Here is a 24,999-nt window from a genome sequence, read left to right on the forward strand (position 1 = left end):
GTGCCTTGGCGGCCTAGTAGGTGCTGGGCGCGATGGCAAGCCCGTGCTCGCTCAGTACGCGGCAGATCGGCTCGACACCGAACACCTCGCGGTGTTCGTCGATGAAACTCACGAGTGCGTCTGTGGCCGGTCGAGCTAGGCCGCGAAGAAAGCCGAGGCGGCCTTCAGGATCTCACCGGCAGCCCGGGTGTCCACGGCCAGGGAGACGATGCTCTCGTATAAATGGGCGGCAGGTCGAGAAGCTTGATCATAGAGACAGCGATCTCTCGGCTCTCAGGTCGTGGAGCAGCGTATGTCTCATCAGTCCTGTGACTGAGGTTGTCAGATCCGACGTCCGCCTTGGATACCTGCGCGGCGGGGCGTCGTTCCCGTGCCTGCGAGGACGGTTGGAATTCATTACATGGGTGTTCAATTCGGAGGGGGAGACGAACCAATTGCACATCCCTTCGCCCTCAACACCCGCTTCCTGCTCGGCCAGAGGTGAGCGGTTGTGGAAACCGATCTCTCCCTGGCTGTGCACCGCAGACCCACCGCCCAACCATCCCGCGCCGCCGCCGCTGAGCCCTTCACCTCGGCGAGGGGGAGACCGCCGGACCCACCCGCCACGTCCTGCCGTTGCAGACAGGACCGGGGTAGTCATAGCGCTCGCCCTTGTCCGACGTGGCGGACAGCCGGTCCACCGGTGGAGGAACGCTGTCGCAGTGGTCGCCCGGCAACGCGATCTGCTTCTGCTCTTCAGGAGGCAGCGTCGCGTACGCGCGGCCGTTCCAGGTCACCACAACGGTGTCCTCCGTGCCGTTGACCACGGTGAACAGCTCGTCCGGCCCGATCTGGCAGGCGCTCAGGGAAACAAGCGCCACGACCATCAACGCGGTCGCGATCGTACGGTTGTCACGGTGTGCTGGCAGAGCCATCATCCTCTCTCGAAGCGGCAGGCGGCCCGGGCCGCCTGCCGAACAACGGCGAGGACCGTTAGGGAACCTTCGGCGAGAAGAACGCCGTGACCGGCACATCGACGAAGCGCGGATACTGATTGTCGGGGAAGTAGTAGCCGCGCGTCCAGCAGGTGGCGTTGGCCGCGCTCGTGCTCACCGTGTAGGAGATGGCGACCTTGCCGCTGTCCGGCAGGATGTCCTGGTGCACGCGGGCGCCGTACACCGTGGAGTACCTGGGGTTGGTCTGGGTCTCCGGAGGGGTGTAGAGGTCGACCTGGTTGGATGTCGTGAACCCCCACGGCGTAGCGGAAGGCACTGCGACGATCTTCCCCGGTGCCTGGGACGCGGGCGTGTGGTACACCAGCCAGAACCGGCCGTTGAGACGGATGACGCTGAAGTCGATCTCGCTCTTCGGCTGAAGCGGCTGCGCGGCCGAGCACGAGTCCACCCATCGGGCGGATCCGTCGCTCGCCGTACCGCCGTAATAGCGCCAGTAAGCCTGGTCGACGAGGTCCAGGGAGCCGCCGGTGGGGATGCGAGCGAGGAACAAGGACTTCTCGGCGTGGGCTCCGTCACCCTCCCAGCCGTAGATGTAGGTGTACCCATTGTCATCGACCAGGGATGCGCCCCAGATGATCGGGTGAGGTGGCCGGGCGCTGCAGTCCTGTAGATTGGACGGGGTCACCTCGAGGATGTTGTCGGCCTCCAGGTCGTTGATCCTGAGGCTTGCGTAGGCACCGCGGGTGTCGTCGTCCCCGATTCCCTGGTAGTAGAACTTGATCACTTCGCTGCCGGAGACGACCTTCGCGTCGCCCGTCCAGTACTGCCCTCCCTCGCCCACGGGGGTCTTCGCGTACCGGGACCAGAAGTCGGTGCTGGGATCGGTCTCCTTGCAGGTGCTGCCCCCGGTTATGGTGCGCAACGCCGAGCCATCCTGCAGCACGATGGAATTGCGGAGGTAACTGGTCTGGTCCCTGGTTCCCCGCTTGGCCGGGTCGCCGAGGAAGGTGTCGGAGAAGAACCACGCTCGCTTCCCGCTGGGCAGAAGCGTCGACTGAACCGCGTCGCCGCCGCTCCAGTCGGCGCAGTGGGCGGAGGTCGCCCGGTTGGTCCACATGGCGTCGAGCGCGGTGTCCGGACGGGCCATACCCTCGTCGGTCATGGTCGCGGTCCAGCCCACCGGTGCCGCGTTCATCTGGTCCGCGGCGGAACCGGAACCTCCCACCACGTCCGTCCGTGTCGCGATCAGCGTTGCGGTCTCACCTGGAGCCAGGGCGATGCTGACCCGCCCCGTGCTGTCAGGCCGGCTCCACCGCGAGGGGATGGAAGACGGGACGCCTCCGACGGTGGGCCAGGTCACCAGCAGGTAGCGGACGTCGACGCGCGGCAGCGTCTGAGCCGCGAGCTGCAGGGTCAACCTGCTCTGGCCGCTCGACGGTCCGGTGAACTCCAGGTAAGCCGTGCCGCCTGGATACACCTGGACTGAGCCGTCGGCTGAGTCTCCCCAGGCCATGGTGCGTTCGGCCGCCCGTTTCGGCCGCCCATTCCAGCTTCCCAGCAGCGACTTCCACTGACCCGGGGCGTGGGCGTCGCGGTATCCGACCGCGGCCCCGACGAACTTGCTCAGGTCGCCGCTGTCGACGGCCAACCGGTAGTTGGCCAGGGAGAACCCCTGGAACAGGTCCGGCATATAGCGGCCGTACCCCTGGACGACCTGCTCTATCGCGCTGATCGGGTCGTCGAGGGGGATCTCCTCCCAGGTGTGCCGGACGAAGTCCGTATCGGTCTGCTCCGTCAGGTACTGGGCCAGGACGAAGGCTCCGTACTGCCGTTTGTGCTCCTGCCAGGGCCAGGTGCTCGCGTTGACCGCGTTCTCCGGGTCGCCGAGAAACAGCGGAAGGGCCACGCTGTATATGTCCCAGCCCGGGGCGGTCGGGTTGACCTGTGTGTACATCCGGTGGGTGGCCCATTCCGCCGTCGCCTCCATCCACCAGTTAACCGAAGGCAGGTCGGCGATGACCTGGAGGAGGGGCAGGAACGCGTACTGGGACACATGAAACAGTTCGTGATAGGCAAGATAGGTGTATCTCTGGATACCGGGGTCCGAAGGAAGGACGATGATCGCGCCGTCTTCGAGGCTGTCGCCGAAGGGCAGCGTCAGACCTGGGTTCTGGTTTTCGTCGAAGCCGAAGAAGATGCTGACCTCGTCCTCCGGCCAGCCGTATCCCCACGACTCGTACGCGTTCCACGCCGCGGTCAGCGAGTTCACGAACGTGTCGATGGCGTCGGGCGAGCCGTTGCCGTTCGTATCGACGGCCGGTACGCCGTCGAGCGGTTTGAGCCCGTCGACTCGATAGTAGATGTTGACCTGCCGCGACAGCGAGAGCGTTCTCTTGCAGTCGAAGTCGTGGAACAGGTAGTTGTAATCCCCGGCGTCGCACTCCGGCCACGAGGCGGCCTGCAGCGAATTGTGGGGAGGGGTGCTCGATGGAGCATCGGCGAGCACCGACAGCTTCGCCTTCGCGATGGCCTCGTCCGTAGCCGGGGATGCCTGGTCGCGTAGCGAAAGCGCATATCCCAGCGCGAGGCCGGTCGAAGGGGGAAGATCTCCGGATGGGCGGTACTTCTCCGGCAGGCTGTCCGGCCTCGCGATGCGCCGCAGGGACAGATCGATGTAGTCGTCCACGGACATCTTGTGTTTCGACCACGCCTGGGTGATCGGGTCCGCACGGCCGAAGTCGGGCCGCTCTCTGACCCGCTTCTTCTGTACTTCGCTCTCCTGACGCTCGACGCGGTGATACGGCCTCGGATCGTCCCGCACGGAGGTGCCCTCAACGGAGAGGATGGCCGACCGGGCGGTCGATTTCGCCGTGGCGCTCGCCCCGGGCGAGGTGGGCGGCAGCCAGATGGCGGCCGAGAGCGCCACCAAGCCGATGGCCAGCGCCTTCCGCCCTGACCCAAAGCAGTGCGATTTCATGATCTACACCTCTGTCCCGAGGGGGCATTACGGGCAGGAAGCCGGTGCGAACGCCACGGCGTCGAAGACCACGCTCTCGTCCCCGACGCCATTGCCGTTGAGGGTGCTCAGCGAGACCTTCGCCGTGCCGGAGAAGGCGAAGACGCCGAGGGACACCCAGCGGTTCGCCTGCTGGCCCGGGTTCGCCTTGACGGGACGCTGACTGATCACCCGTGGCCTGATGCCCTGGCTTGTGTGCACGTCGTACCGGGCCTGCTTGGTGTATCCGTAGTGATCGGGTAGATGAACGAGGACCTCTCTAAGCCCGTTGACCTGCTGGTCCAGGGTCCAGGTGCCGATGACCCGCATGACCATGCCGTTGTGGGCGGCGTTACGTGCGTACGCGAACCACTGATGTCCGCCGAAACCGTTGCCGAGTTGCTGGAAATCGGCCTTCGCCGGCACTTCGCCGGCGGCGTCCTTCCCGAACTCCAGGGAGAAGGTCCCCGAGTTCGTCCATCCCGTGTTGTCGCAGCCACCGCGGACTGCGGGAACCGAACGGGGAACGTCGTCCACGATGAGGGCGCCTGGCGGCAGTCCAAGGGTCTGGCAGGGGTACCAGTAGTCGCGAGGTTCTTCTCGTTCGGTCGACGCCCAGGAGGGGTCCGAATATCGGATCGTGCCCTCGTTGCCGCACTGGGCCGCGCAGTCGGCCTTCCACAGTTTCGGCAGATGCCACCAGCATTTGAAATCGGCCCGCAGGCAGGTGCCGCCCGTACTGGCCGCCGGGTTCTCGTAGTTGGTCGTGCCGGGCCGGCAGTCATTGTGCGCCGTACCGCTACCCGGGGACGGGACGCAGAAGGCGTTCAGGTCCACGGCGAAGAAGTTCGCCTTCTGGATCACCGGGACCACGGCGGAACGGTAGTCGGTGTGGTTCCACCACGCCGCGTTGTAGCCGGCCTGTTCCTGCATCTTGCCGGCGGCGGTGTCGTAGTAGCTCTTGGTGATGGGCCACGCCGCCCAGCCCAGGACCTTCTCCTGGTAGGGCCAGTACTGTGGTGTCGCCGCGTCCGCGTAGGTGTTCCCGTCCAGGAACGGGTGACGTCCCGGCCGCCAGTAGGAACTGGACGGATTGTTGGTCCATCCGAGTCCCCAGGCACCGTTGTTGGGCTGGCCGTTGGCGTCGTTGCCGCCGGCCTCCGCCTTGGGATGCCAGCCCGAGTTGTAGGCCCAGATCGCGAAGTACCAGCTCTCCAGTTTCGACGAACTGCCGTTGTTCGCGATCACCTGCCCGCCGGTGTCGTTCCAGATCTGGTTCCACTTCTGGGTCAGCGTCCGCAGTCCCGCGGCGATGTTGGTCACGTAGTCGAGGGCCACGGCCTTCTGCTTCTCCGGCGGAAGGGCCGTCTCCCTGGGCCGTTCCGAGCCTGCCTTGCGCATGCCGTCGGTCTGCTGGGAGATGCCGTAGCCGCAGTCCGCCTTGGAGAAGTCGATCGCCCAGTCGTTGGAGGGATCGCTGTCGTAGATGTCGACCCCGTAGTAGTTGCCGACCAGAGGATTCCCCGTCTCACCCTCCAACACCCTGCGCTGGGCCTGCCAGAGGTTGGACTCCTGGGCGAGGATGCCGAGCATGATGTTCGTCGGGACCCTGCCTCCGCCCTGAAGGTCCTCAGCAGGGAACATCGCCTGCGGCGACCACGCCGGCAGCCCGGATCCCTTCCAGCCCGCGGGCCGGATCAGCGTCAACCGCTTCTGCACCAGTTGGTCGACCGCCCACTCCACTTGACGCCAGTGAGGCTGGTAGGTCTGCATCCGGGAGTCGTTGCGCGGCACCGCGCACGTGTGTCCGGCGTCGACCGGATCCTCAGCCGCCGCGCTCACTCCGGGGCTACTCCTCCCAGCCGGGGCCTGCCGCGCCACGGCGGCGAGTCGGGGGTTCACGAGGCTGCCCGTGTCGATCTCCGGGGCCCGCCTCGCCCGCACGGCGACCTCGAAGGCCGGCTTGGCCTTGGTCGCCGGGACCTCGGTCGTCACGTCGATCGGCTCGGCCTCTACGGGATCTCCGCTCACGCCGGAGATGCCGGGGTCCCGTGGGTCGCCGCCGGGACCCGCCTTCAGGCCGCGTCGCGCCGCGCCCGTGACGACTAGTTGGCCCTCGGAGGAGACCTGACCGGTGGCGGAAGCGGCAAGGACGGCGACCGTGCTGGGCAGATTCCGGACGTTCTGCGCCTCGCCGACGACGAACACCCGGCCCGATGTCCCCGCCCGGACGGACAGCTCCCCGAGATCGCCCGTGGCCAGGTCCTGGGTCTTGCCGCCGCGGTGGTAGCGGACGGTCACACGGCCCGCACTCTCCTGCGCGAAGGCCACTCCGGCCCGGTCGTCCACCCGGATGTCGAAGGGCACAGAGCTCGTTCGGGCGAGGGTCGTCATCTTGCCGGAGCGGGAGACCGAGACAAGGGCGTTGCCCCGGGCCCCCACGTACCCCTCGCCGTATGGGACCGCCGAGGTGATCTGCCCCTGGATCACCAGGGGGTCCTCGACCTTGCCCGTTCCCGCCTTGACCCGTAGAAGGCGGCTGGTGCGGTGGTTCTCGTCGGCGCCCTGGGTGAGCGCGACGACGTCGTCCGGTCCGCAGCCCGGATTGAAGTACGCCAGAGTGACCTGGTCGTGAAGTTTGGTCACGGCTCCGGTGCGGACGTCGATGACCGCCGCGAATGCCCCCCGCGCGAAGAGCTCGGACCGGTTGGTGAAGTGGCGCGGCGCGTAGACGGCCATCACCCGGCTGCCCGACCCGGTGAGGCAGGCGTTACCGATCCACTGGTCGGTGTCCATGCCGGGCTCGTTCAGCGTTGCGAGGGTCCGCCACTGGTAGCCCTTGCCGGCCTCGGCGACGAGGAGATGGAATCCGGTGGCATCCCCCGCCGTCGCCAGCGCGAGGTCCTTGGACGTCCGCCATCCGCGCGCCAGAACCGAGTCCCGTTTCCCGCTGTCGACCGACGAAAGCCGGTCGTCGATGGTCCGGACGTACCCAGCCGACGCGCCGGTCGCGGCCTTGGGCCGTTCCGGCGTGGCCGGATCTGCCCCCAGCGCAGGGGAGAGGTTCGCCGTCGCGAGCACGGGGACGACCAGGAGTGCGACTAATCGAGTGGTGAACCGGTAGCCGAAAAGGTACACGCTGTTCCCTTCCTCGCGGATACAGGTCCTCGGCCGGTCCATCACATGAGGTGGCGGCACGGCATGGGAGGACGTCCGGACGCCTCACCTCCGTGAGCCGCCGGCGGAGAAGGCCGGAGATCCGGCCCTCTCCTGTGCGGGTGGGTGATGGCTGGTGTCAGTCGCCGAGCAGCTTCCTGGCGTTGGCCAACTTGATCTGCAGATTCGACTGGAATTTCTTCAGGTCATCGCCCCGGGCGTCGATGGCTCTCTGCTGCTCCTCGGTTTCGGCGGCGACGCGCACTCCGAGGTAGTTCACCTCGAGCTTGCAGTTCATGTCGGCGGTGGCGGTGGCCTTCTCCTTGTCCGAGAGCGCGCCGCCATCGCGCCGGCTGCGCCACTGCGGGTCCTCCCACGCCGCCGCAGGAGTGCTGTAGTCGTAACCGGCCCTCTTCATGCAGGCGCTCCACTGCGCCGTGACTTCGGCCACTCTGGGGTCGTCCTCGGCGCGCTGGAAGGCCTGCCCCTCCAACTGGGTGATCAGCCATTCGTCGTCCGCGGCGACTCCGCGGGTGACGGTCTGCCTGGCCGCGCCGAGACAGCCTCCTTCCGGCACCTGACGGCCCTTGTAGAGGCCCTGTCCCTTGCCCGTGTAGACGCTCTCCTCCTCGGGGCTGATCTTCGAGGAGTTGGTGCTGGACGAAGCGGACGGTGGCTTGGCGCTCAGTTCCGCGTCCGGCGCGCCGGCATATCCGTACTGGGCGGCCTTGGCGGGATCGATGAACAGGTAGCGCCGGTCCTTCGGGAAAGGCGCCGTCTCGCTATGAATCCGCTTCTTCGTGTAGTTCATGAACCCGAAGCCGTTCATGCAGGAGGCGAGGGAGTGACGCACCGCACTCGTCAGGTCCGCCATCTGCTCACCGGTGGGCTTGTACGCGTCAAGCGGTAGTACCGTGGCCTGAGTCGTCAAAAGGCGGGGGATCTGGACGGACGCCTCGGCTTCCGCCCCGGCCTGCACGGACATGGTCGCCTGCCCGGCGCCGCACGCAGCCAGCGAGGCAGAGGAAAGCAGCACGAGTGCGACTCGGTGCCACCTGGTCCCGTTAGGATTGCTCATCGTAACCACTGCTCCGTTGCTATCTATATCGCGGAAATCGGCCATGCGGGGGATCAGCCGCAGCTCCAGGTGAGGGAGCTCGCCTTGTTGTCGAAGCCGAGGTTGACCAGGTTGGGGATGGCGCCGTTCGGATACACGTTGATATGCCCGCCGCCCCAACCGACATATTGCCAGAGCGTCGCGGTGCAGCCGGGATCGAAATTCCTGACAGAGCTGGTGCGGTTGTCGACGATCTCGGCCGCCTTGTAGTAGGTGGCGCCGCCCCAGAACCAGAAGTTGTCGTCGGTGAAGTCGTAGTCACCGTTGTAGTAATCCGCCTGCTCGTCGATGTAGTTGGCGAGCCGGTACACGCACACCTCGTACTGCGTGCACCACCCGTCGGCGTCCGGGTTCGCCACCGCGGGAGCGGCGGAGACCAGCTGCGTTGTGACGAGCAGGCCCAGGACGGTGGCGAGACTCGACAACGGCCTTCTGATGCGGATTCTCATGATTCACCTTCTGTAGCGTTGCCGGTGGCACTCACCCGGTCGACCCGTTCGTGCACTCCGTCCATCCGGTCCACTTGTAGTGCGAGCTGAGCCTGTTGTCCCATGTGCCGATGTTGCTCCACGACTGCTGGATGTTGCCCATCGTGAAGCCGTACCCGCCCCACTCGGCGTCGGTGTAGAACCACCACTCGCAATAGCCCTCGTAATTGACGATGGAGGTCGCCTGGTCATTGATGTTGGTGCTCGTCGGTACGCCGGCGGACGAATAGAAGACATCGGCGGCGGACGTGTAATTTCTGTCGCTTCTCGTGAAGTCGAGCATGCCGCCCGTGAAGTTGGCCAGACGGTAGAGGCAAACGTCTCCGTCTTCGATCGCGTAATTACACGTACCGTCATGGCCCGCGCTGGCGGGCGGCGCCACGATCACCAGCGTGGCAACGCCCAAGGCGAGAGCCAGGGCGGCCCTCCTGGCGGATTTTCCGGCAGACAAGATGACCCCTTTTCGGTCCGCAGGCCGAGCAGGCCTGCCTGAACTGGCGTGTGCTCGGAGGTTCTCATCATGTTCTGGGTGAAACTCGCGTGCGAATCCTGAAATGGAATGGGCATGCCCCCGGGGTCGTGAGAGCCACAGGACGACGTGCCGTGGTCGGACGTGCGGGGGATCGGCGTGCGAAAGCGAGTATCAACGACCTGAGTACAGGCCGAATACATGCCGGGTACACGTCCTGGTACCGCGCGGCGGATCGGGTGGCACTGATTTCGTGCGTCGACCGGCTCAGTCGGCGAGGAGGATGCGTTTGCGCAGGAGGCCGGGGTTGGCTCGGCCGTACATCTGCCGCTTGAGCATCTTGATGCGGTTGACGTGGCCTTCGACCTTGCCCGAGCTGTGGCGCAGGGTCAGGCCGGCTTTGGCGGCGTCGAAGTCACGTCGGAGTCCTGCGGCAAGCCTGGCTGTGTCCCCCCAACGAAGTGATCGGTGGTCGCTGTTGTTCGGTCGCTGGTCGGCGCGGGCAAGCCTGCCTGTTGCTGGGTGTCTCCGCCCTTCTTGGCCTGTCCGGAAACGGGCCATCGCGGCCGGGCTCCCGGCGCGAGACACAGGCGTACTCCCCGGAAATTGGCGCTACCGAATCACATTGATATCTGTAAATATCGGTTCGGACGGTGCTTGAAGTGGCGCTTCGTGTCATGTGACGACAGGTCGGCTGGTGCGGTGCAGCAGGACGTCATGCGGTATGTCATGTCAAGGGGAGGCCTAACGTGCGTGACTCGTCAGTCCGTCTCGACCGGATCGGTGATTCTTGGTGAGCCCGGCGTTGCCTCGCCGGGCGCTGGCCGAGTTTGTGGGCACGCTGCTGCTGGTGACGGTGGTGGTCGGGTCGGGGATCATGGGGCAGGAGCTTTCGCCCGACGACGTAGGACTCCAGTTGCTGGAGAACTCGATGGCGACGGTCTTCGGGCTCGGGGTGTTGATCCTCATTCTCGGCCCGATCTCCGGGGCGCACTTCAACCCGGTGGTCACGCTGGCCGACTGGTGGGTGCACCGCAAGCTTTCGCTCTCCGACGTGGTGGTCTACGCCGCCGCCCAGATCGCCGGCGCCATCAGTGGGGCCGTGCTGGCCAACGCGATGTTCGGCAAGGCCGCCGTCAGCTGGTCCACGCACGACCGTTCGGCCGGGAACCTGCTGCTCGGCGAGGTGGTCGCCACGGCGGGGCTGGTGCTCGTCATCTTCCTGCTGGTCCGCGCGGACAACGCCCGCCTGGCGCCGGTCGCGGTCGCCTCCTACATCGGCGCGGCGTACTGGTTCACGTCGTCGACCAGCTTCGCGAACCCGGCCGTGACCATCGGCCGGGCCTTCTCCGACACCTTCGCCGGGATCGCCCCGTCCTCGGTGCCGGGGTTCGTCGTCGTCCAACTGATCGGCGGCGTGATCGGTCTCGCCCTGGTCGCCGGGTTGTACGGCCGGGATCCGGGTGCGGTGACGACGGGACGTGTGGACGCAGACCCACTGCTCGCCGATCGCACGCTGTGATCCGGCGGAATCAGCCGACATATCTCACGGCGTAATTACGAAAAGTATCGTAATGGTCACGTAACATAAGCCATGTGCACGAATAGGCAATCTTGTCAAGACTCTTGACCATTGCCGTCGGTCCAATTTAATGTGCACTCGTCGGCTACATCGATAGTTATCAATGTAGTTCACCTGGTCGAGATGGGGGGCGCTCTGTGGGAGGAAGGGAGCGCACCGCATCCTCCACCGCATCGCGTTCGACTCCGGCGGTGGACGCCGCTGCCGGCTGGCGGGGGTCGTACGTCTGGGCGACGCTCATCGGCCTGGCCATCGGCGTGCTGCTCTGCGTCCTCAACGTGCTGGTCCTGTTCCGTACGGGGACGTCCTTCGGAGGGTCGGCGCTGGTGGCCGCGCTGGGCGCGGCGCTGCTCCGGGTGGCGGGGGCGCTCAGCTGGCAGGGCCTCTTCGTCGTCTTCTCCATCGCGTCCAGCGGATACATGGCGACGGCCGCGCTGGACACCGGCATCGGAGCCGTCGTCCTGCGGGCCGGTGAGTTGCCGGCCTGGGGCTTCCTGGTGGTGCTGGCGATGGCCGCGAACGCCCTGGGGATCTTCCTCGGCGGGCTCGTCGCGCGGACGCTGGTGGTCGCCGAGAGGCTGCCCTACCCGACCCTGAAGCCGGCCATCACCCTGATGGCGTCGCTCAGCAGCCCCAAGGACGGGGAGAGCGACCGGCTCGGCCGCATGCTCCCCATCGCCGCCGGCGTGGGCGCCGCGTCGGCCCTGGGGGTCGCCCTGTGGGGGCACGACGTCACGCCGGAGGTCACGGGCACCCACCTGGCCCTGGCCCTCTCGCCGCTGCTGTACGGGGTCGGGTTCCTCATCGGCCCGCGCGCGTGCGCGTGGCTGGCGGCAGGCGCGGCGTACACCGTCGTCGTGTGGGCGGTCCAGGACGGCACGGCGGGCCGGTCCGTGGCCTACACCGACCATCTGTCCTATCCCTGGGTGCTCGCCGCCGGTGTGGGCCTCATCCTCGGCTACTCCGTCGCCTCGATCGCCCGGGTCCGCGGGCCGCTGGCGCGTTCCCTCCAGGGGGGCCGCCTGCTCCCGGGCCGTACGCGGTGGCTCGCCGTCGCCGTCCTCGTGGGAACGGCGCTCCTGGCGCTGGTCTACCCGTCTCTCCTGCGCTACCTCGGTTACGGCCTGCTCGGCGTCGTGCTGCTCGCCGTGATGACCGTGTTCCTCACCCGGGCCGGCGGTGAGATCGGGCTGGTGCCGTTGTCCCCGGCGCTCTACTTCAGCGTCGTGGCCTTCGCCATATCGGGCGCGGACCAGACGGCGGCGTTGCTCATGGCGTCGACCATCTGCTGCGCGGCCCTCGCCGCCGTCTACTTCACCTACTCGGTGAAGGTCGCGCACGACCGTCCCGAGGGCCTGTCCGAGCCGCCCAGGCGGCTGACGGGCTGGACGCAACTGGCGGGCGGCCTGGCCGGCGCCGTGGTCGGCGTCCTGGTGATCGCGGTGCTCAGCCGCGCTGGTGTGCTCGGAGGACGTTCCTTCCCCGCCCCCGTGGCCACCGCGGTCCAGTTCGTGGACGCCACCGTCCGGGGATCGGCCGAATACCCCGCCACCGTGGCCCTCGCGCTGGCCGTCTCGGGCCCGGTGGGCCTGGGCCTGGCCTTCACCTCGGCCATGCCCACGATGATCGGCCTCGGGGTGCTGCTTCCCCCCGCCTACTCGCTGACCCTCGCCGCCGGAGGCCTGACCCAGTGGCTGCTCACCCGCCGCAACCCCGGCCGGCGCAGCGCCACCGAGATCGTCGCCTCCGGGCTGATCATCGGCGAGGGCCTGATCACCGTGGCGGTGCTCATCGTGCGGGAGGTCCTGCGGTGACCCGCCACCTGGGGCACGCGCCCCACCAACGACTCTCCCCGCCGCGTCGCGCCGGGGAGCGGGCCGGAGAGCGCGGCAGAGATCACAGTGGAGGAGGTGATACCTATGATCGCCATTTCCATGATCGAGAACGCCGAAGTGTCCGAGAAGCAGACCGACTGCTGCACCGCCATGCGCGGCCGGAAGAACCTCGACGTCGTGACCAGCATCATGGCCAACGACCCCGACGGCTGCGAGTGACCGTGGCCGCCGGACCGTACGGCAGAGGTATCCCCTGCCGCGCCCTCCAATTCCCGGCCCACCCCCTCACCCACCCCCCGGCGGCATCACGGACACCGTTTCTGGGAGACACACCATGCTTGTGAGCCCGAACACCGTCACCTTCTCGGTGGAGCTCCCCGAGGGCACCCTGGACCCGGCCTATCTCGACGAGAGCGGCAAGGTGAGCGTCCTCGCCAACGCGGTGTCCGGATCGATGGACATCGTCACCCCCGCCGAGGTCGCCGTGCTCGAACGGGTCCGCGCCGGAGACGATGCCGTCGACCGTGAGCTCGTGGCCGGCCTGCTGGAGCGCGGGTACGTCTGCACCGACCCGGTCGAGGAGGAGGCGCGCTACCGCGCCATCGTCGACGGCTACTTCCAGGCGATCCAGGAAGCGCCGTTCCAGTTCATGTTCATCCCGTCGTTCGTGTGCAACCTGGCGTGCCCGTACTGCTTCGAGGGCGAGCTGACGACCAAGAGCCCGCGCATGGACGAGGAGATGATCGAGGCCGCGTTCGACACCATCCCGGAGATCCAGGACCGGCACCAGAACTCCGGCCCGCCGTACATCACCCTGTTCGGCGGGGAACCGCTGCTGGACACCGCGTACCAGCGCGGCGCCGTCGAGCAGATCCTGCGCGGCTCCTACGATCGCGGTTACCCGGTCACCGCGATCACCAACGGCGTGGCGCTGGACGCGTACGTGCCGATGCTGCTCAAGTACGGCTGCGAGGAGGTCCAGGTCAGCCTGGACGGCACGCCGAGGACCCACGACACCCGGCGGGTGTTCCGCAACGGCAAGCCGACGTTCGAGCTCATCGAGCGCAGCATCGACGTGGCCGCGGAGGCCGGCATCCGCGTGCTGATCCGGGTGCTCGTCGACGAGGACAGCGTGGACGACATGCCGCGCTTCGCGGAGTTCGCGCAGGCCAAGGGGTGGCTCGACCACCCGAAGATCCGCCTGTTCAACGGCTTCACCAAGGCCACCACGTTCCTGTACGTGACCCCCGACCACCCCGAGGAGAAGCGCAAGCGCATGGTCCGGGGGGACGTCAAGGCCGGGCTCCAGGAGGCCTTCTGGCAAATGGTGCAGCAGAACCCCCTGGTGGACCGCATGCTGCAGCCCGACCTGGCCCGCATCAGGTCGGCCGTCCTGGAGGGCGACCGGCTGCGGCCCAACCTCCAGGGGTGCAGCGCCGGCACGAGCGTCGTCGCCTTCGACCCCAACGGCAAGATCTACGGCTGCCCGGAGACCGTGGGCCGCCCCCAGCACGCCTGCGGGACGTTCTACCCCGAGTTCAGCTACGCGGCCGGCTATCGGGATCCCTGGCGGCACCGCCACGTGGACACCGTGCCCATGTGCCGCGACTGCAACGTGAAGTTGTTCTGCGGGGGCGGCGGCTGCCCCATCAAGGCGTGGGCGGCCAACGGCGGCGACTTCAACACCTGCTACTGCCCCAAGGTGTCCAGCATCACGACGCGTGTCGAGACCCAGTTGGCCTACCTGCTGCCCATGGCGCTGCGCCGGCGGCAGGAGCACGCGAACCGACCGGAAGGAGAAGAGGGAACGTGGGAGCAGATGACACGCGTGGGTTCGTTTCCCTGGATGAGCTGATCCGGCCGCGGACGGCGGCCGACACGGTCGCCGAGCCGGACGCCTGCGGATGCGCCCCGGCGACCGCGGACCAGGCGGCGGGCTGCTGCGCGGCCCCGGAAGCGGCCCCGGCCGACCAGGGTCCCGTTCCCGTCGAGACGCACGTCAAGAAGCGCTACGACGCGCTCGCGGTGCAGGGCACCAGCACGCTGTGCTGCTCTCCGACATCGGTGTACACCCCGGAGGAACTCGCCGAGATCCCCGAGTGGGTCCTGGAGCTGTCCAGCGGCTGCGGCTCTCCCATGAACGCGATCGGCCTGCGCCCCGGGCAGACGGTCGTGGACTTCGGCTGCGGCGCCGGCCTCGATCTGCTGATCGCCGCGCGCCGGGTGGGGGAGACGGGCCGGGTCATCGGCGTCGACGCGTCGATGCAGATGGTCAGGACGGCTCGCCGCGCGGCGAAGGAGATGGGGCTCAAGAACATCGACGTGCGGGTCGGCGACATCCGGCGCCCGCCGGTGCGCGAGGCCAGCGTGGACGTGGTGATGAGCAACTGCGTCCTCGGCATGTTCCCCGACAAGAAGGAAGTGCTCCACGCGGTCGCGGCGGTCCTGCGCCCGGGCGGGGTGGCGGTGATCTCCGACGTCGTGTACTCCGACGACGGCCCGCCCCCGGCGGACGTGGCGGCCGGCGAGTCCGCCGGTGCGGAGGACTTCGCCCGGTGCGTGGTGGGCATGACCGAGAGCGAGTACCGCGACCTGGTGCTCGGCGCGGGCTTCGGCAGCGTGGACATGCGCAGCGACGGGCTCGTCCCGTACCGCGACGGCGCGCAGGTCACCAGTGCCATGATCTTCGCCTACCGGGACGACAGCCCCGCGCAACCGTGCTGCTGACCGGCGGCTCGCCCGCGCTCTTCCGGGACGCCGGCCTGCGGGCGGACGACTACGCCGAGGTCCGTGTCGAACGCGCCAGGACCGTCGACCTGGTGTGGCGCGGCGACGGCCTGGAAAGCAGCGTGACCAGCCGTGACGAGGGGTGCTGTGCCCGGGTGATCGGCCGGTCGGGGTCGGCGTTCGCGTCGGGCACCGCCGTGGACGCCGGGCCGGTGCTGCGCAGGGCCGCGCGTGACGCCGCCGAGCTGGGATGCGCGGCGGGACGTCTCGCCGCACACCGGCCCTACCGGGACGACCACCCTGGCGAGGCCGGTGAGCTCGCGGAGACGGTCGGCCTGGCGGAGAAGGTGGAACTGCTCGGCGCCTACCACGCGGCGGCGCTGGCGGCGCATCCCGGCGTCACCGGGGCGCTCGTCTACTACCGCGAGTCGGTCGCGGACGTGGAGCTGCTCACCAGTGAGGGGACCGGCGTCTCGTACCGGCGCAGGGACCTGACGCTGCAGATCACCGTCTACGCCGACGGCGGCGCCGCGAGGACCGCCGGCTCGGTGTCGGCCGGCAGCGGCGGCGACTTCTCCGTAGTGCGGGGCCTGGCCCCGGACGTGGAGGCCGCCGTCGCGACCGCCGTGGACCTGCGCGCCGCCCCCGTCGTGGCGCCCGGGGAGTACGACGTGGTCTGCGACGGCCCGCTGGCCGGCATCTGGGCCCACGAGACGATCGGGCATCTCGCCGAGGCCGACCACCACCTCGGGGACGCGCCTCTGCAACGGTCCCTGGCCCCCGGACGCCGGCTCGGCCCGTCCATGCTGACGATCACCGATCACCCTGGACGTCCCGGTGCGCGGGGATTCGTACCGGTGGACGACGAGGGCACGGCGGGGTCTGCGGTGGAGCTGCTGCGCGACGGTGTCGTCACCCGGCCCCGGCTGCACGACCGCTCCACCGCGGCGGCCTTCCGTGAGGAGCCCACCGGCAACGCCAGAGCCCTGAACTTCCGCCACCCGCCGCTGCCCCGGCTGCGGACGATCGCCATCGCCCCCGGCGCCGCGTCCGAGGAGGAGATGATCGGCGGTGTGGCGCGCGGGCTGCTGGCCCGGGGCGTGCTCGGCGGGCAGACCGACCGCGCCGGATTCACCTTCCTGCCGGCGGAGTGCCGGGAGATCCGCGACGGCGAGGTCCGCGGACGGGTCAGAGGCGTGGTGCTGTCCGGTGACGTGCTCGGTGCCTTCGCGGCCATCGACGCGATCGGCCGTGAGCAGTGGCGCGGCGACACCTCGGCGAGCTGCGGCAAGCAGGGCCAGAACGCGCTGCCGGTCAGCTCCTGGGCCCCCATGCTGCGATTGCGAGGCATACGTGTCACCTCTGGCTGACCGGCTGGAACAGGTCGGAGCGGAGGCCGCGGTCCGCGCCGACCACTGGGAGATCCTTGCCGTCGAGCGCGACGACACCGTGGTGGAGGTCGGCTCGGGCGTGCCCGACCTGGTCAGGTCCGCGCACGAGACGGCGCTGTGCCTGCGGGTGCACCGCCACGGCCGGGTGGGCACGGCCACCACGACCCGCCTCGACGACGTGCGGGGGCTGGTCGGCGAGGCCGTACGGAACGCGGCGCACGGGCCCCCGGCGTCACGCGACCCGGTCGTCGGGAGGACCGCCTCCCCCGAGGCCGCCGGGACGCCCGCCGCGGACCAGGGCACCCGATCCGTACGGCTCCTGGCCGAGCGGCTGGGCGCGCTGCAACGCTCGTCCGGGCTGACGGTGCACGGCACGGTGACCCGGACCGAACAGGCGGTGCACCGCGCGGCCCCGGACGGGCGGACCACGACCTCGGACCGGTTCTTCCACATCGCCGCGCTGGCGGAGGGGTCGGCCGTCCAGCTGCCCTGGACCGGCTGGACCCGGACGCCGGAGCTGCCCGCGGCGCTCTCCGCGTGGCTGGAGGCCGCGGCCGGCTGGGACGGGCTGCCCGCCGCCGACGCGCCCTCCGGCGACCACGACGTGCTGCTCGCGCCGTCCGCGGTGCACACCCTGCTCACCCCGCTGGTCACCGCGCTGAACGGCACCGCCGTCACCGCGGGCCGCTCGTTCGTCGCCGGGCGTCTCGGCGAGCCGTTCCTGCATCCCTCGATCGGCCTGCGCGACCATCCCTCGGAGCCGGCCACGCCGGACGAGGAGGGCACCGGCGGGCTGGCCTGGCCGGGCAGCGACGATGACGGCGTGCCGTGCGCGCCCCTCACGCTGGTCGAGCGGGGCGTCCCGGTCCGGGCCTACCACAGCGTCCGTACGGCGGCCGCGTGCGGGACGGCGCCCACCGGGCACGGGTTCCGGGGCAACGCGCTGCGCCGCACGGTGCTCAAGCCCGCCACGCCGGTGCTCAACGGCGCGACGCTGTCCGCCGGACCAGCCGACGCCGGTTCCTTCGACGACCTGCTGGCCGGCGTCCGCGAGGGGGTGCTCGTCGAGTCGCTGATGGGCGGGCACCAGCGCGCCGGCCTCTCACCGGTCGTCGAGGGCAGGCTGCGGCTCGGGTTCCTGATCAGGGACGGACGGGTGGCCGGGATCCTCCGGCAGCGACCGATCGCCCTGGACCTGCGTGAGGTGCTCGGCCGCCGCTTCCGCGCGGTCAGCGACCGCCGGTGGGCCGTGAGCAGGATCTGGTCGGGCCGTATGCCGTTCGTACTGGCCGGCGGGACATGACGCGAGGAGCGGCCGATGTATGACGTGATCGTGGTCGGCGGCGGCGTCACCGGGGCGGCGAGCGCCGCCCTGCTCGCGCGCGAGGGTCTGCGGGTCCTGGTGTGCGACCGCACCCGGCTGCCCGCCCCGGCCGTCTCCACCCACTTCTTCGGCCCGACGACGCTGTCCTTCCTGGACCGGCTCGGCGTGCTGGACGAGGTGCTCGCCACCGGCGCGCCACCGCTCCGGCGCTGGCACCTGGAGGTCGAGGGCGGCTACTACGGGGCGCCCATGCTGCCCCGCTCGCCGTACCACTACAACCTGTGCGTACGCCGGGAGACCCTCAGCGGGGTCCTGCTGCGCGCCGCGAGCCGGCACGGGGCCGAGATCAGGGAGCGCAGCCCGGTCCGGTCCCTGCGCCGGGACGGTGACCAGGTCATCGGGATCGAGGGCGCGGGGTGGTCGGAGAAGGCCAGGATCGTCGTGGGGGCGGACGGGCGGGGATCTCCGACCGCCCGTCAGGCCGGTGCGGCCACGACCTTCGACGCGGGAGCCATGCGCTGCACGTTCCACGCCTACTGGGAGGGCGTCGTCCCGCTGCCCTCGCCCGCGCTGGAGCTGTGGCACGACAGCGGACGCGTGCTCCAGGTCGGCCCGTGCGACGGCGGGCGGTGGGTGGTCATGCTGTCGGCGCCCATGGGGGAGTACGCGGCGATCCGGGGAGACGAGGGGTACGAGCGCCTGCTCCGGTCGATCCCCGCGATGGCGGACCGGTTGCGTGCGGCACGGCGCGTCTCGCCCGTGTACGCGTCCAAGAGCCTGCGGAACTTCCACCGCGAGCCGGCGGGGCCGGGCTGGCGGCTGGCGGGCGACGCCTACTGCCACAAGGACCCGCTGTTCGGCGCGGGCATCACCGACGCCTGCGCGGCGGCGGAGACGCTCGCCGCCACGGTGCCGCTCGCGGTGGACGGCGACACTCCGCAGGCCCGGGAGAGCTACGCGACCGTCCTGGACGAGCGCGTCGGGCGCAAGGTCCGCGCGGGTCTCGCGGGGCTGCGCATCGATCCGCCGGAGCCCGGCCAGCTCGCCTGGATCCGCGGCGTGCTGGCCCATCCCGGGCTGGCGCTGGAGATGACCCGCCGCTGCTCGGAGCTGTTCGCCGGGCTCCCCGAGGACCGGCGTGACTTCTGGCAGAAGGTCGCCGACGGCGCCTCGGAGGTGCTCGGCCTGCCCCCGGCGGCCTCCGTGGACCCGTCGTGACCACCGTCCCCGGCTACCTGGCCGGTCACGTCGAAGACCTCGCGGCGCTCCAGGCCCGGGTCGCCCACGCCCGCTGGCTGGCCGCGACGGGGCAGGGCGACGATCCTCCGGCCCTGCCGGAAAGCGGGCTCAGCCGGCTGACCGACGGCGGGGTCGTCCTCCTGGCCCTGGAGCACGGCGACCTGCACTACGCGGGGGAGCTGGTCCTCTGGTACTTCCGCGTCCGGCTGACGGAGGCGACCGCGCGGCTGCGGCTGCTCCAGCGCACCGTCACCGCCGAGGCCGGCGGCAGGACGCTCACCCACGGGGAGCTCGTCGCCCTCTCGCGGACCGTCACCGACGAACGGCGGCGCGCCGAGGTCCGGGCCGCCCTGGCGGACGTCGGGGAGCGGCTGCGCGAGGGCCGGCGGCGCTGGCTCGACGCGTACGCCGAGGCGCGGGCCGAGCTGGGGTTCCCGACGCACGCCGCGCTGGTGCGGGCGCTGCACCCCGAGGTGGACCGGTTCGTCGCCCACGCCCGGAACTGGCTGGACGCCACCCGGGCCGAGTTCCTCAGGCGATGGGACGACTGGCGGGCCCGCGACGCCATCTCGACGCCGTCCATGGGGGACGCCCGCCTCGTCGCCGCACGCGCCGTCCTGCCCGAGGGCGCCGGCGGCGCCCTCGACGGCGTCCGCTCCACCATGCGCGAGTGGGGTTTCGGCGGATGCCTGGAACGCGTCGTCGTCGACGACGTCGCACGGCCCGGCAAGTCGGGCACGGCGTTCTGCTCGCCGGTCGCGCCGCCGGCCGACGTGCGGGTGTCCGTCACGCCGGGCACGACGCTGGGCCACCACGCCACGCTTCTGCACGAGTTCGGGCACGCGCTGCACTTCACCGCAGGCGTCCGGCACCCCGCCGACCTGTGGCGCACGCACCCGGCGCTGACCGAGGCGTTCGGTTTCACCCTGGAACGGGTCGTCCGGCGGCCGGACTGGCAGCGGCGCCACCTCGGCGTCACGGTGGACGCCGAGGCCGTGGAGCGCCTGGCCTTCGCGCGTGAGCACGTCCGGCGCCTCGTGGCGACCAGCCTCTGCTACGAGATGGCCGTGCACGACGGCCACCCGGACCCGGCCGCCGAGTACGTACGCTCGTACGAGCGGGAGTTCGGCGTCGCGGTGGATGGGGGGGCCGTGTGGGATCGGCTGCAGACCTACCTGGAGGGCAAGCCCTGCTACCCGCTGCTGTATCACCAGGCGTTCATGCTGAGCGAGACGCTGTGGGACCAGCTGACCGGCCGGGCGGGGGAGCGGTGGTACGCGGGCCCGGACGCCGGGCCGGCCATGCGGGAGCTCTTCGAGTCCTTCGCCGCCGGTGCCGGCGCCGAGGAATGGCTGTCACCCGGCGGCGTCCCGCTCGGACAGGTTGACGGCGAGGGCGAGCTCGGCCCTGGCCGCGCCGGTCAGCCTGACGAACCGGTCATCGGAGGGCAGGCGGTCGATCATGCCGAGCGTGCGCCGTGAGACCGACCAGGAGGGGAACATCCGGACGGCGACCGTACGCGCCGGTTCCCGGTCTCCCGCGGCGGCCAGCAGCGGGGGGACGTCCTGCGCGTAGCGCCGCGCGAACGGCGTGAGCAGGTGACAGTGCGCGGGGTGGGCGAAGCCGTCGGCCAGCGCGCGGACCTGCGCGACGCTCCCGCTGCCCAGGATGGCCGTCCACGCCCGCTCCTTGGCCTCCGCGGTGGGCACCGACGCCCCGAGCCGCTCGGCGAGGCGGTCCTCCACGGTGGCGAAGGCGCCGGTGACGTCCTCCAGGGGCTCGCCATGCGCGACCAGGGACCGGGCGAGCCTGCGGCGTAACGCGTCGTCCACGTCGATCGGGGCCGCTCCGTGGAACCATTTCCGCACCGTGTCGACGTGACCGGCCGTCAGCGCCGCGTCCGCGATCGCCCGCGCCGCCGCCAGCCTCTGGTCCGCGTCGCCGTCCGGGCTGTCGACGACATGCAGCAGGTGGTCCACGTACGACGGCCAGCCGTGGGCGCGGGCCCAGCCCTGCTCGGTGTAGGCCGTCAGCACGGTGGAGACCCGGACGAGGAGCCGCTGGAACACGCCGATCTGCGTCTCCGCCGTCAGCCCGCCGAGGACCGTCGTCAGGAACCGCCGCGGCGGCAGCTCCCCGTGCCGGACCATGTCCCACGCCGCCGTCCAGCAGAGCGAGCGGGCCATGGGATCGGCCAGCCGGCCGATCCGGTGGACGACCTCCTCGGTGGAGCGCGGGTCCAGCACGATCCGGCAGTACGTCAGGTCGCCGTCGTTGGGCAGCACCAGCGCGCCGGAGCGGGCGCCGACGAGCGCGTCCACGCTCGTGCGCGGGCCGTCCGCGTCGAGTTCGTGCCTCCCCACCCGGACCAGATCGCCGTGGCGGTCCTCCGCGTAGACGCCCACCGCGAGACGGTGCGGCCTCGGCGACCCGTCCTGGAGCAGGTCGAAACGCGTGAAGCACCCGGCCTCGTCGACGTCGAAGTCGGCCCGCACCTCGGTGAGCCCGGCCGTCAGCAGCCAGGCGTCCGTCCAGGCGGTCAGGTCCCGGCCGCCCGCCTTCTCCAGGGCGCCGAGCATCTCGGCCCGGCCGGCGGTGCCGTGGGAGTGGTCCGCGAAGTAGCGCCGCATGCCCTCCAGGAACCCGTCCAGCCCCAGGCGCGCCACGAGCTGGCGCAGCACGCTCGCGCCCTTGTGGTAGGTCAGCGCGTCGAAGGCCGACCCGGCGGCGTCCACGTCGGGGACGCCGGTCACGACCGGGTGGGTGGCGGCCGACTGGTCCAGCAGGTACGCGTGCGCCTTCTTGCCGGCGGCGAAGTCGGCCCAGGCGTCGGCGTCGTCCGTGAGCCGGGTCAGCGCGTGGACGCCCGCCCAGGTGGCGAACGCCTCGCTCAGCCACAGGTCGTCCCACCAGCGCAGGGTGACGAGGTCGCCGAACCACTGGTGGGAGATCTCGTGGAAGATCATCTCGTCCCGGCGGCGGTGCGCGTACCGGGTCACCGCGCGGTCGAACACGAACGTCTCAGCCGCGAACACGCACGCGGCGTTCTCCATGGCTCCGAAGTTGAACTCGGGGACGAAGCACAGGTCGAGCTTCCGGAACGGATAGGGCGTCGCGAACGCCTCGGCGAAGAACGCCACCCCCGCCCCGAGCCGCTCCAGCAGCACGGCCGGGTCGAGGTGCGCCGCCAGGGAACGCCGGGAGTGCACCCCCAGGGGCACGCCGCCGCCCTGGTCCACCGTCCACGACGCCCACGGGCCGGCCGCCACCGCCACCACGTACGTGCTGATCGGCGGGGTCGGCGCGAACCTGTGGACGCCCGCCCCGGGCCAGTGATCGAGCGGAGCGTTGGACAGCACGGTCCAGCCGTCGGGAGCGGTCACGCTGATCGTGAAGGGCGCCTTGAGGTCGGGCTGGTCGAAGCAGGCGAACACCCGGGGAGCGTGGCCGGGCTGCAGGTGGCTGTACACGTACACCTGCCGATCGGCCGGGTCCGTGAACCGGTGCAGGCCCTCGCCGCCGGTGGAGAAGTCGTAGTCCGCCTCCACGGTCAGCTCGTTGACGGCCGCCAGATCGGGCAAGGGAATCCGTCCCGCGCCGTCGTACTCGACCGGCCGCCCGTTGAGCATTGCGGAACGCACTCGCCGGGGCAGGGCGTCCGCCCAGCTGGAGGCGCCCGGCCGGGCGCAGGTGAAGCGGATCGTGCTCCTGGACCGGAACACCGGTTCCCCGGTCCGGCTCAGGTCGACGTGGAGGTCGTAGGACCGCACGCGCAGCAGGGCGCCACGCTCCGTCGCCTCGGCGTGGGTCAGCGGGGGACGCGGTATGACGAGACCTCCTGCGCGGAAGGGTTGTCTAGACTCGTGGGTGATGCGGCCGGGTGACCCACGCCCGGGGCGCTTAGGGAGAGGACCCGATCGTCATGGCCGAGCACGACGAGCCCGTGCTGCTGCCGCATGAGGACCTTCCCACGGTCGAACCCGGTGTGCCCCGCCCGGCGCGGGTGACGGAGCCGCTGACCCAGGAACAGAGCATCACGCTCGCCGCGGGCTTCAAGGCGCTCGGCGACCCCGTACGGCTGCGGCTGCTCTCCCTCGTCGCCTCTCACCTCGACGGCGAGGCGTGCGTGTGCGACCTCGTCGGGGCGTTCGACCTCACCCAGCCGACCATCAGCCATCACCTCAGGGTTCTCCGGGACGCCGGGCTCGTCACGTCGACTCGCCGGGGCACCTGGGTCTACTACCGGGTCGTGCCCGAGGCGCTCACCGCACTCACGGGCATCATCGCCCTGCCTTCCGTCGCCACGAGATAGGCGATCCGGCGGGCGGCCGGTCACCGATGCCGTCATCGCGTAAATGATGCGCGAACAATTTCGCACACGAATAACTTCGTGACGATTGTAGCACCTGTATTGACGGTCATCAATACCCCTTTTTGGTATGGCCCCGCGGCATTGTTAATCATTTGTTGCCGGGCGTCAAGGATCTTGACCACGCGGAACGGAGGCTGTTAGCTGACTGCGGATGGCGGATCACTGAAACCACCTCGACTCCCTGTGACGCGAATACTCACTCGTGCCGTGCCATGCGGCGATATCTGTACGGAGCACCGTTACCAGAAGTGAGGCGAACGCCGGTTGATCACCTTCATGACCTTGAGCGGTTTTCTCGGGGCGGGCAAGACCACCACTCTCGTCGCGGTCGCGAAACATCTCCAGTCGCAGGGCCGCAAAGTCGCGGTCATCACCAACGACCAGGGAACCGAACTGGTGGACACCCAGCTCGCCAAGTCCGCGATCGCTGAGGCCGGCGAGGTCACGGGCGGATGTTTCTGCTGCCGGTTCGAAGACCTGCTGACCGTCGCGCAGCGCCTGGTCGACGGCCACCAGGTGGACACACTGCTCGCCGAGGCGGTGGGCAGTTGCACCGATCTGCAGGCCACCGTCATCCGGCCACTCAGCGCCCACTACGGTGAACGTTTCACGCCCGCCCCCCTCCTGGTTGTCGTCGAACCGGAAAGGCTTGACGCGCTCCGCACGTCGCTGCCGCTGGACGACACGGAGTCGGACATGTCCTATCTGTTCGGCAAGCAGTTACAGGAAGCCGACGTGATCGCGCTCAACAAGATCGACCTGCTCGACGCGGCGGAAGCCGCCGCCATCACCGCGGATCTGCGCGAGCGATACCCCACGGCCACCGTGCTCGGCTACTCCGCGAAAACCGGCGAGGGGCTGGACCAACTGGTGTCCCTCTGGCTCGGCTCGGAGCCCGTAGTGCGCGGCCTCGACATCGACTACGACCGCTACGCCAACGCCGAGGCAGCGCTGGCCTGGCTGAACCTCAGCTTCGACGTGACGGCGGTGGAGGGCTTCGACCCGGACGCCTGGGCCCGTGCGCTGCTGGAGCACCTGTCCGCGACCGCCGCCCGCAACGGCTGGATGATCGGCCACGTGAAGGTCAGCCTCGAGTCCGCCGGTGACCTGAGCAAGGTGAGCGTGACCGCCGGCGGTGCCGAGCCGACCGTGGACGCCGTCGCGGGGAGGATGTTCACCGGGGCGGAGGCACGGCTCAACGCCCGCGTCGCGTGCGAGCCCGCCGAGCTCGACGCCGCCGTGGCCGAGGCGGTGGAGGAGGTGTCCGCCGCCACCGGCACGTCGGCCGTGCAGAGCGCCGGCGTCCCGTCGTTCAAGCCCGGCTACCCGCGTCCCACCTACCGGATTCCCGCCGCGGCAGGATGAGATG

The 24,999-nt window shown here is 69.9% G+C and carries 18 protein-coding genes; 10 read left to right on the forward strand and 8 right to left on the reverse strand.

Translation table 11 applies throughout. The annotated features are described in order from the left end of the window. Window positions 1–566: 566 nt before the first annotated feature. From HHX37_RS09930 to HHX37_RS38155, 7 genes are all read right to left on the reverse strand, one after another. Window positions 567–914 carry a hypothetical protein gene (locus tag HHX37_RS09930; RefSeq protein ID WP_182885210.1) on the reverse strand — a complete coding sequence of 116 codons (348 nt, stop codon included), beginning with the start codon at window positions 912–914 and terminating at the stop codon, window positions 567–569. Window positions 915–972: 58 nt separating this feature from the next. Then, window positions 973–3,912: a hypothetical protein gene (locus tag HHX37_RS09935; RefSeq protein WP_182885211.1), complete on the reverse strand. Its 2,940-nt coding sequence runs from the start codon at window positions 3,910–3,912 to the stop codon at window positions 973–975. A 27-nt stretch (window positions 3,913–3,939) separates the two neighbouring features. Then, entirely contained in the window at window positions 3,940–7,068 is a 3,129-nt protein-coding gene (locus HHX37_RS09940) for a hypothetical protein (RefSeq protein ID WP_182885212.1), read from the reverse strand. A 157-nt stretch (window positions 7,069–7,225) separates the two neighbouring features. Continuing rightward, on the reverse strand, window positions 7,226–8,122 hold the full coding sequence (locus tag HHX37_RS09945) for a hypothetical protein (RefSeq protein ID WP_182885213.1): 897 nt from the start codon (window positions 8,120–8,122) through the stop codon (window positions 7,226–7,228). Between the two features lie 95 nt (window positions 8,123–8,217). Further along, on the reverse strand, window positions 8,218–8,652 hold the full coding sequence (locus HHX37_RS09950; RefSeq protein ID WP_182885214.1) for a hypothetical protein: 435 nt from the start codon (window positions 8,650–8,652) through the stop codon (window positions 8,218–8,220). A gap of 31 nt (window positions 8,653–8,683) precedes the next feature. Continuing rightward, window positions 8,684–9,142, reverse strand: coding sequence for a peptidase inhibitor family I36 protein (locus HHX37_RS09955; RefSeq protein ID WP_182885215.1), 459 nt, complete (start codon window positions 9,140–9,142; stop codon window positions 8,684–8,686). A gap of 285 nt (window positions 9,143–9,427) precedes the next feature. After that, window positions 9,428–9,721: a hypothetical protein gene (locus tag HHX37_RS38155; RefSeq protein ID WP_220502739.1), complete on the reverse strand. Its 294-nt coding sequence runs from the start codon at window positions 9,719–9,721 to the stop codon at window positions 9,428–9,430. A gap of 232 nt (window positions 9,722–9,953) precedes the next feature. Here HHX37_RS38155 and HHX37_RS09965 point away from each other — a divergent pair, with 232 nt between their 5' ends. The 8 genes from HHX37_RS09965 (at window position 9,954) to HHX37_RS09995 (ending at window position 19,237) form a co-directional block, all read left to right on the forward strand. Continuing rightward, on the forward strand, window positions 9,954–10,682 hold the full coding sequence (locus HHX37_RS09965; RefSeq protein WP_220502740.1) for an MIP/aquaporin family protein: 729 nt from the start codon (window positions 9,954–9,956) through the stop codon (window positions 10,680–10,682). A 251-nt stretch (window positions 10,683–10,933) separates the two neighbouring features. Further along, window positions 10,934–12,556: an OPT/YSL family transporter gene (locus HHX37_RS37660; RefSeq protein WP_182882102.1), complete on the forward strand. Its 1,623-nt coding sequence runs from the start codon at window positions 10,934–10,936 to the stop codon at window positions 12,554–12,556. Window positions 12,557–12,661: 105 nt separating this feature from the next. After that, complete coding sequence (locus HHX37_RS36475) at window positions 12,662–12,796, forward strand: hypothetical protein (RefSeq protein WP_259402773.1); 135 nt, start codon at window positions 12,662–12,664, stop codon at window positions 12,794–12,796. Between the two features lie 115 nt (window positions 12,797–12,911). Continuing rightward, window positions 12,912–14,432 (forward strand): radical SAM/SPASM domain-containing protein, encoded by a 1,521-nt coding sequence (locus HHX37_RS09975; RefSeq protein ID WP_182885217.1) that lies wholly within the window; start codon window positions 12,912–12,914, stop codon window positions 14,430–14,432. Next, window positions 14,387–15,304, forward strand: a complete 918-nt coding sequence (locus HHX37_RS37665; protein ID WP_182882104.1) for a methyltransferase domain-containing protein — start codon at window positions 14,387–14,389, stop codon at window positions 15,302–15,304. The genes HHX37_RS09975 and HHX37_RS37665 overlap by 46 nt, the downstream gene beginning before the upstream one ends. After that, window positions 15,295–16,674 (forward strand): TldD/PmbA family protein, encoded by a 1,380-nt coding sequence (locus HHX37_RS09985; protein ID WP_182885218.1) that lies wholly within the window; start codon window positions 15,295–15,297, stop codon window positions 16,672–16,674. The genes HHX37_RS37665 and HHX37_RS09985 overlap by 10 nt, the downstream gene beginning before the upstream one ends. Continuing rightward, complete coding sequence (locus HHX37_RS09990; RefSeq protein WP_182885219.1) at window positions 16,658–17,998, forward strand: metallopeptidase TldD-related protein; 1,341 nt, start codon at window positions 16,658–16,660, stop codon at window positions 17,996–17,998. The genes HHX37_RS09985 and HHX37_RS09990 overlap by 17 nt, the downstream gene beginning before the upstream one ends. Before the next feature lie 15 nt (window positions 17,999–18,013). Then, window positions 18,014–19,237, forward strand: coding sequence for an NAD(P)/FAD-dependent oxidoreductase (locus HHX37_RS09995; protein ID WP_182885220.1), 1,224 nt, complete (start codon window positions 18,014–18,016; stop codon window positions 19,235–19,237). Between the two features lie 1,376 nt (window positions 19,238–20,613). Here the strand turns inward: HHX37_RS09995 and pepN are convergent. Further along, window positions 20,614–23,028 (reverse strand): aminopeptidase N, encoded by a 2,415-nt coding sequence (pepN, locus tag HHX37_RS10000; RefSeq protein ID WP_310740322.1) that lies wholly within the window; start codon window positions 23,026–23,028, stop codon window positions 20,614–20,616. Window positions 23,029–23,180: 152 nt separating this feature from the next. On the opposite strand from pepN, the gene HHX37_RS10005 reads away from it, so the two are divergent. After that, window positions 23,181–23,570: an ArsR/SmtB family transcription factor gene (locus HHX37_RS10005; RefSeq protein ID WP_182882108.1), complete on the forward strand. Its 390-nt coding sequence runs from the start codon at window positions 23,181–23,183 to the stop codon at window positions 23,568–23,570. Between the two features lie 324 nt (window positions 23,571–23,894). Continuing rightward, a complete protein-coding gene (locus tag HHX37_RS10010; protein ID WP_259406340.1) occupies window positions 23,895–24,995 on the forward strand; it encodes a GTP-binding protein in 1,101 nt (366 codons plus the stop codon). Window positions 24,996–24,999: the final 4 nt, after the last annotated feature.

Source organism: Microbispora sp. H10885 (genome assembly GCF_014161415.1).
Classification (GTDB): Bacteria; Actinomycetota; Actinomycetes; order Streptosporangiales; family Streptosporangiaceae; genus Microbispora; species Microbispora triticiradicis.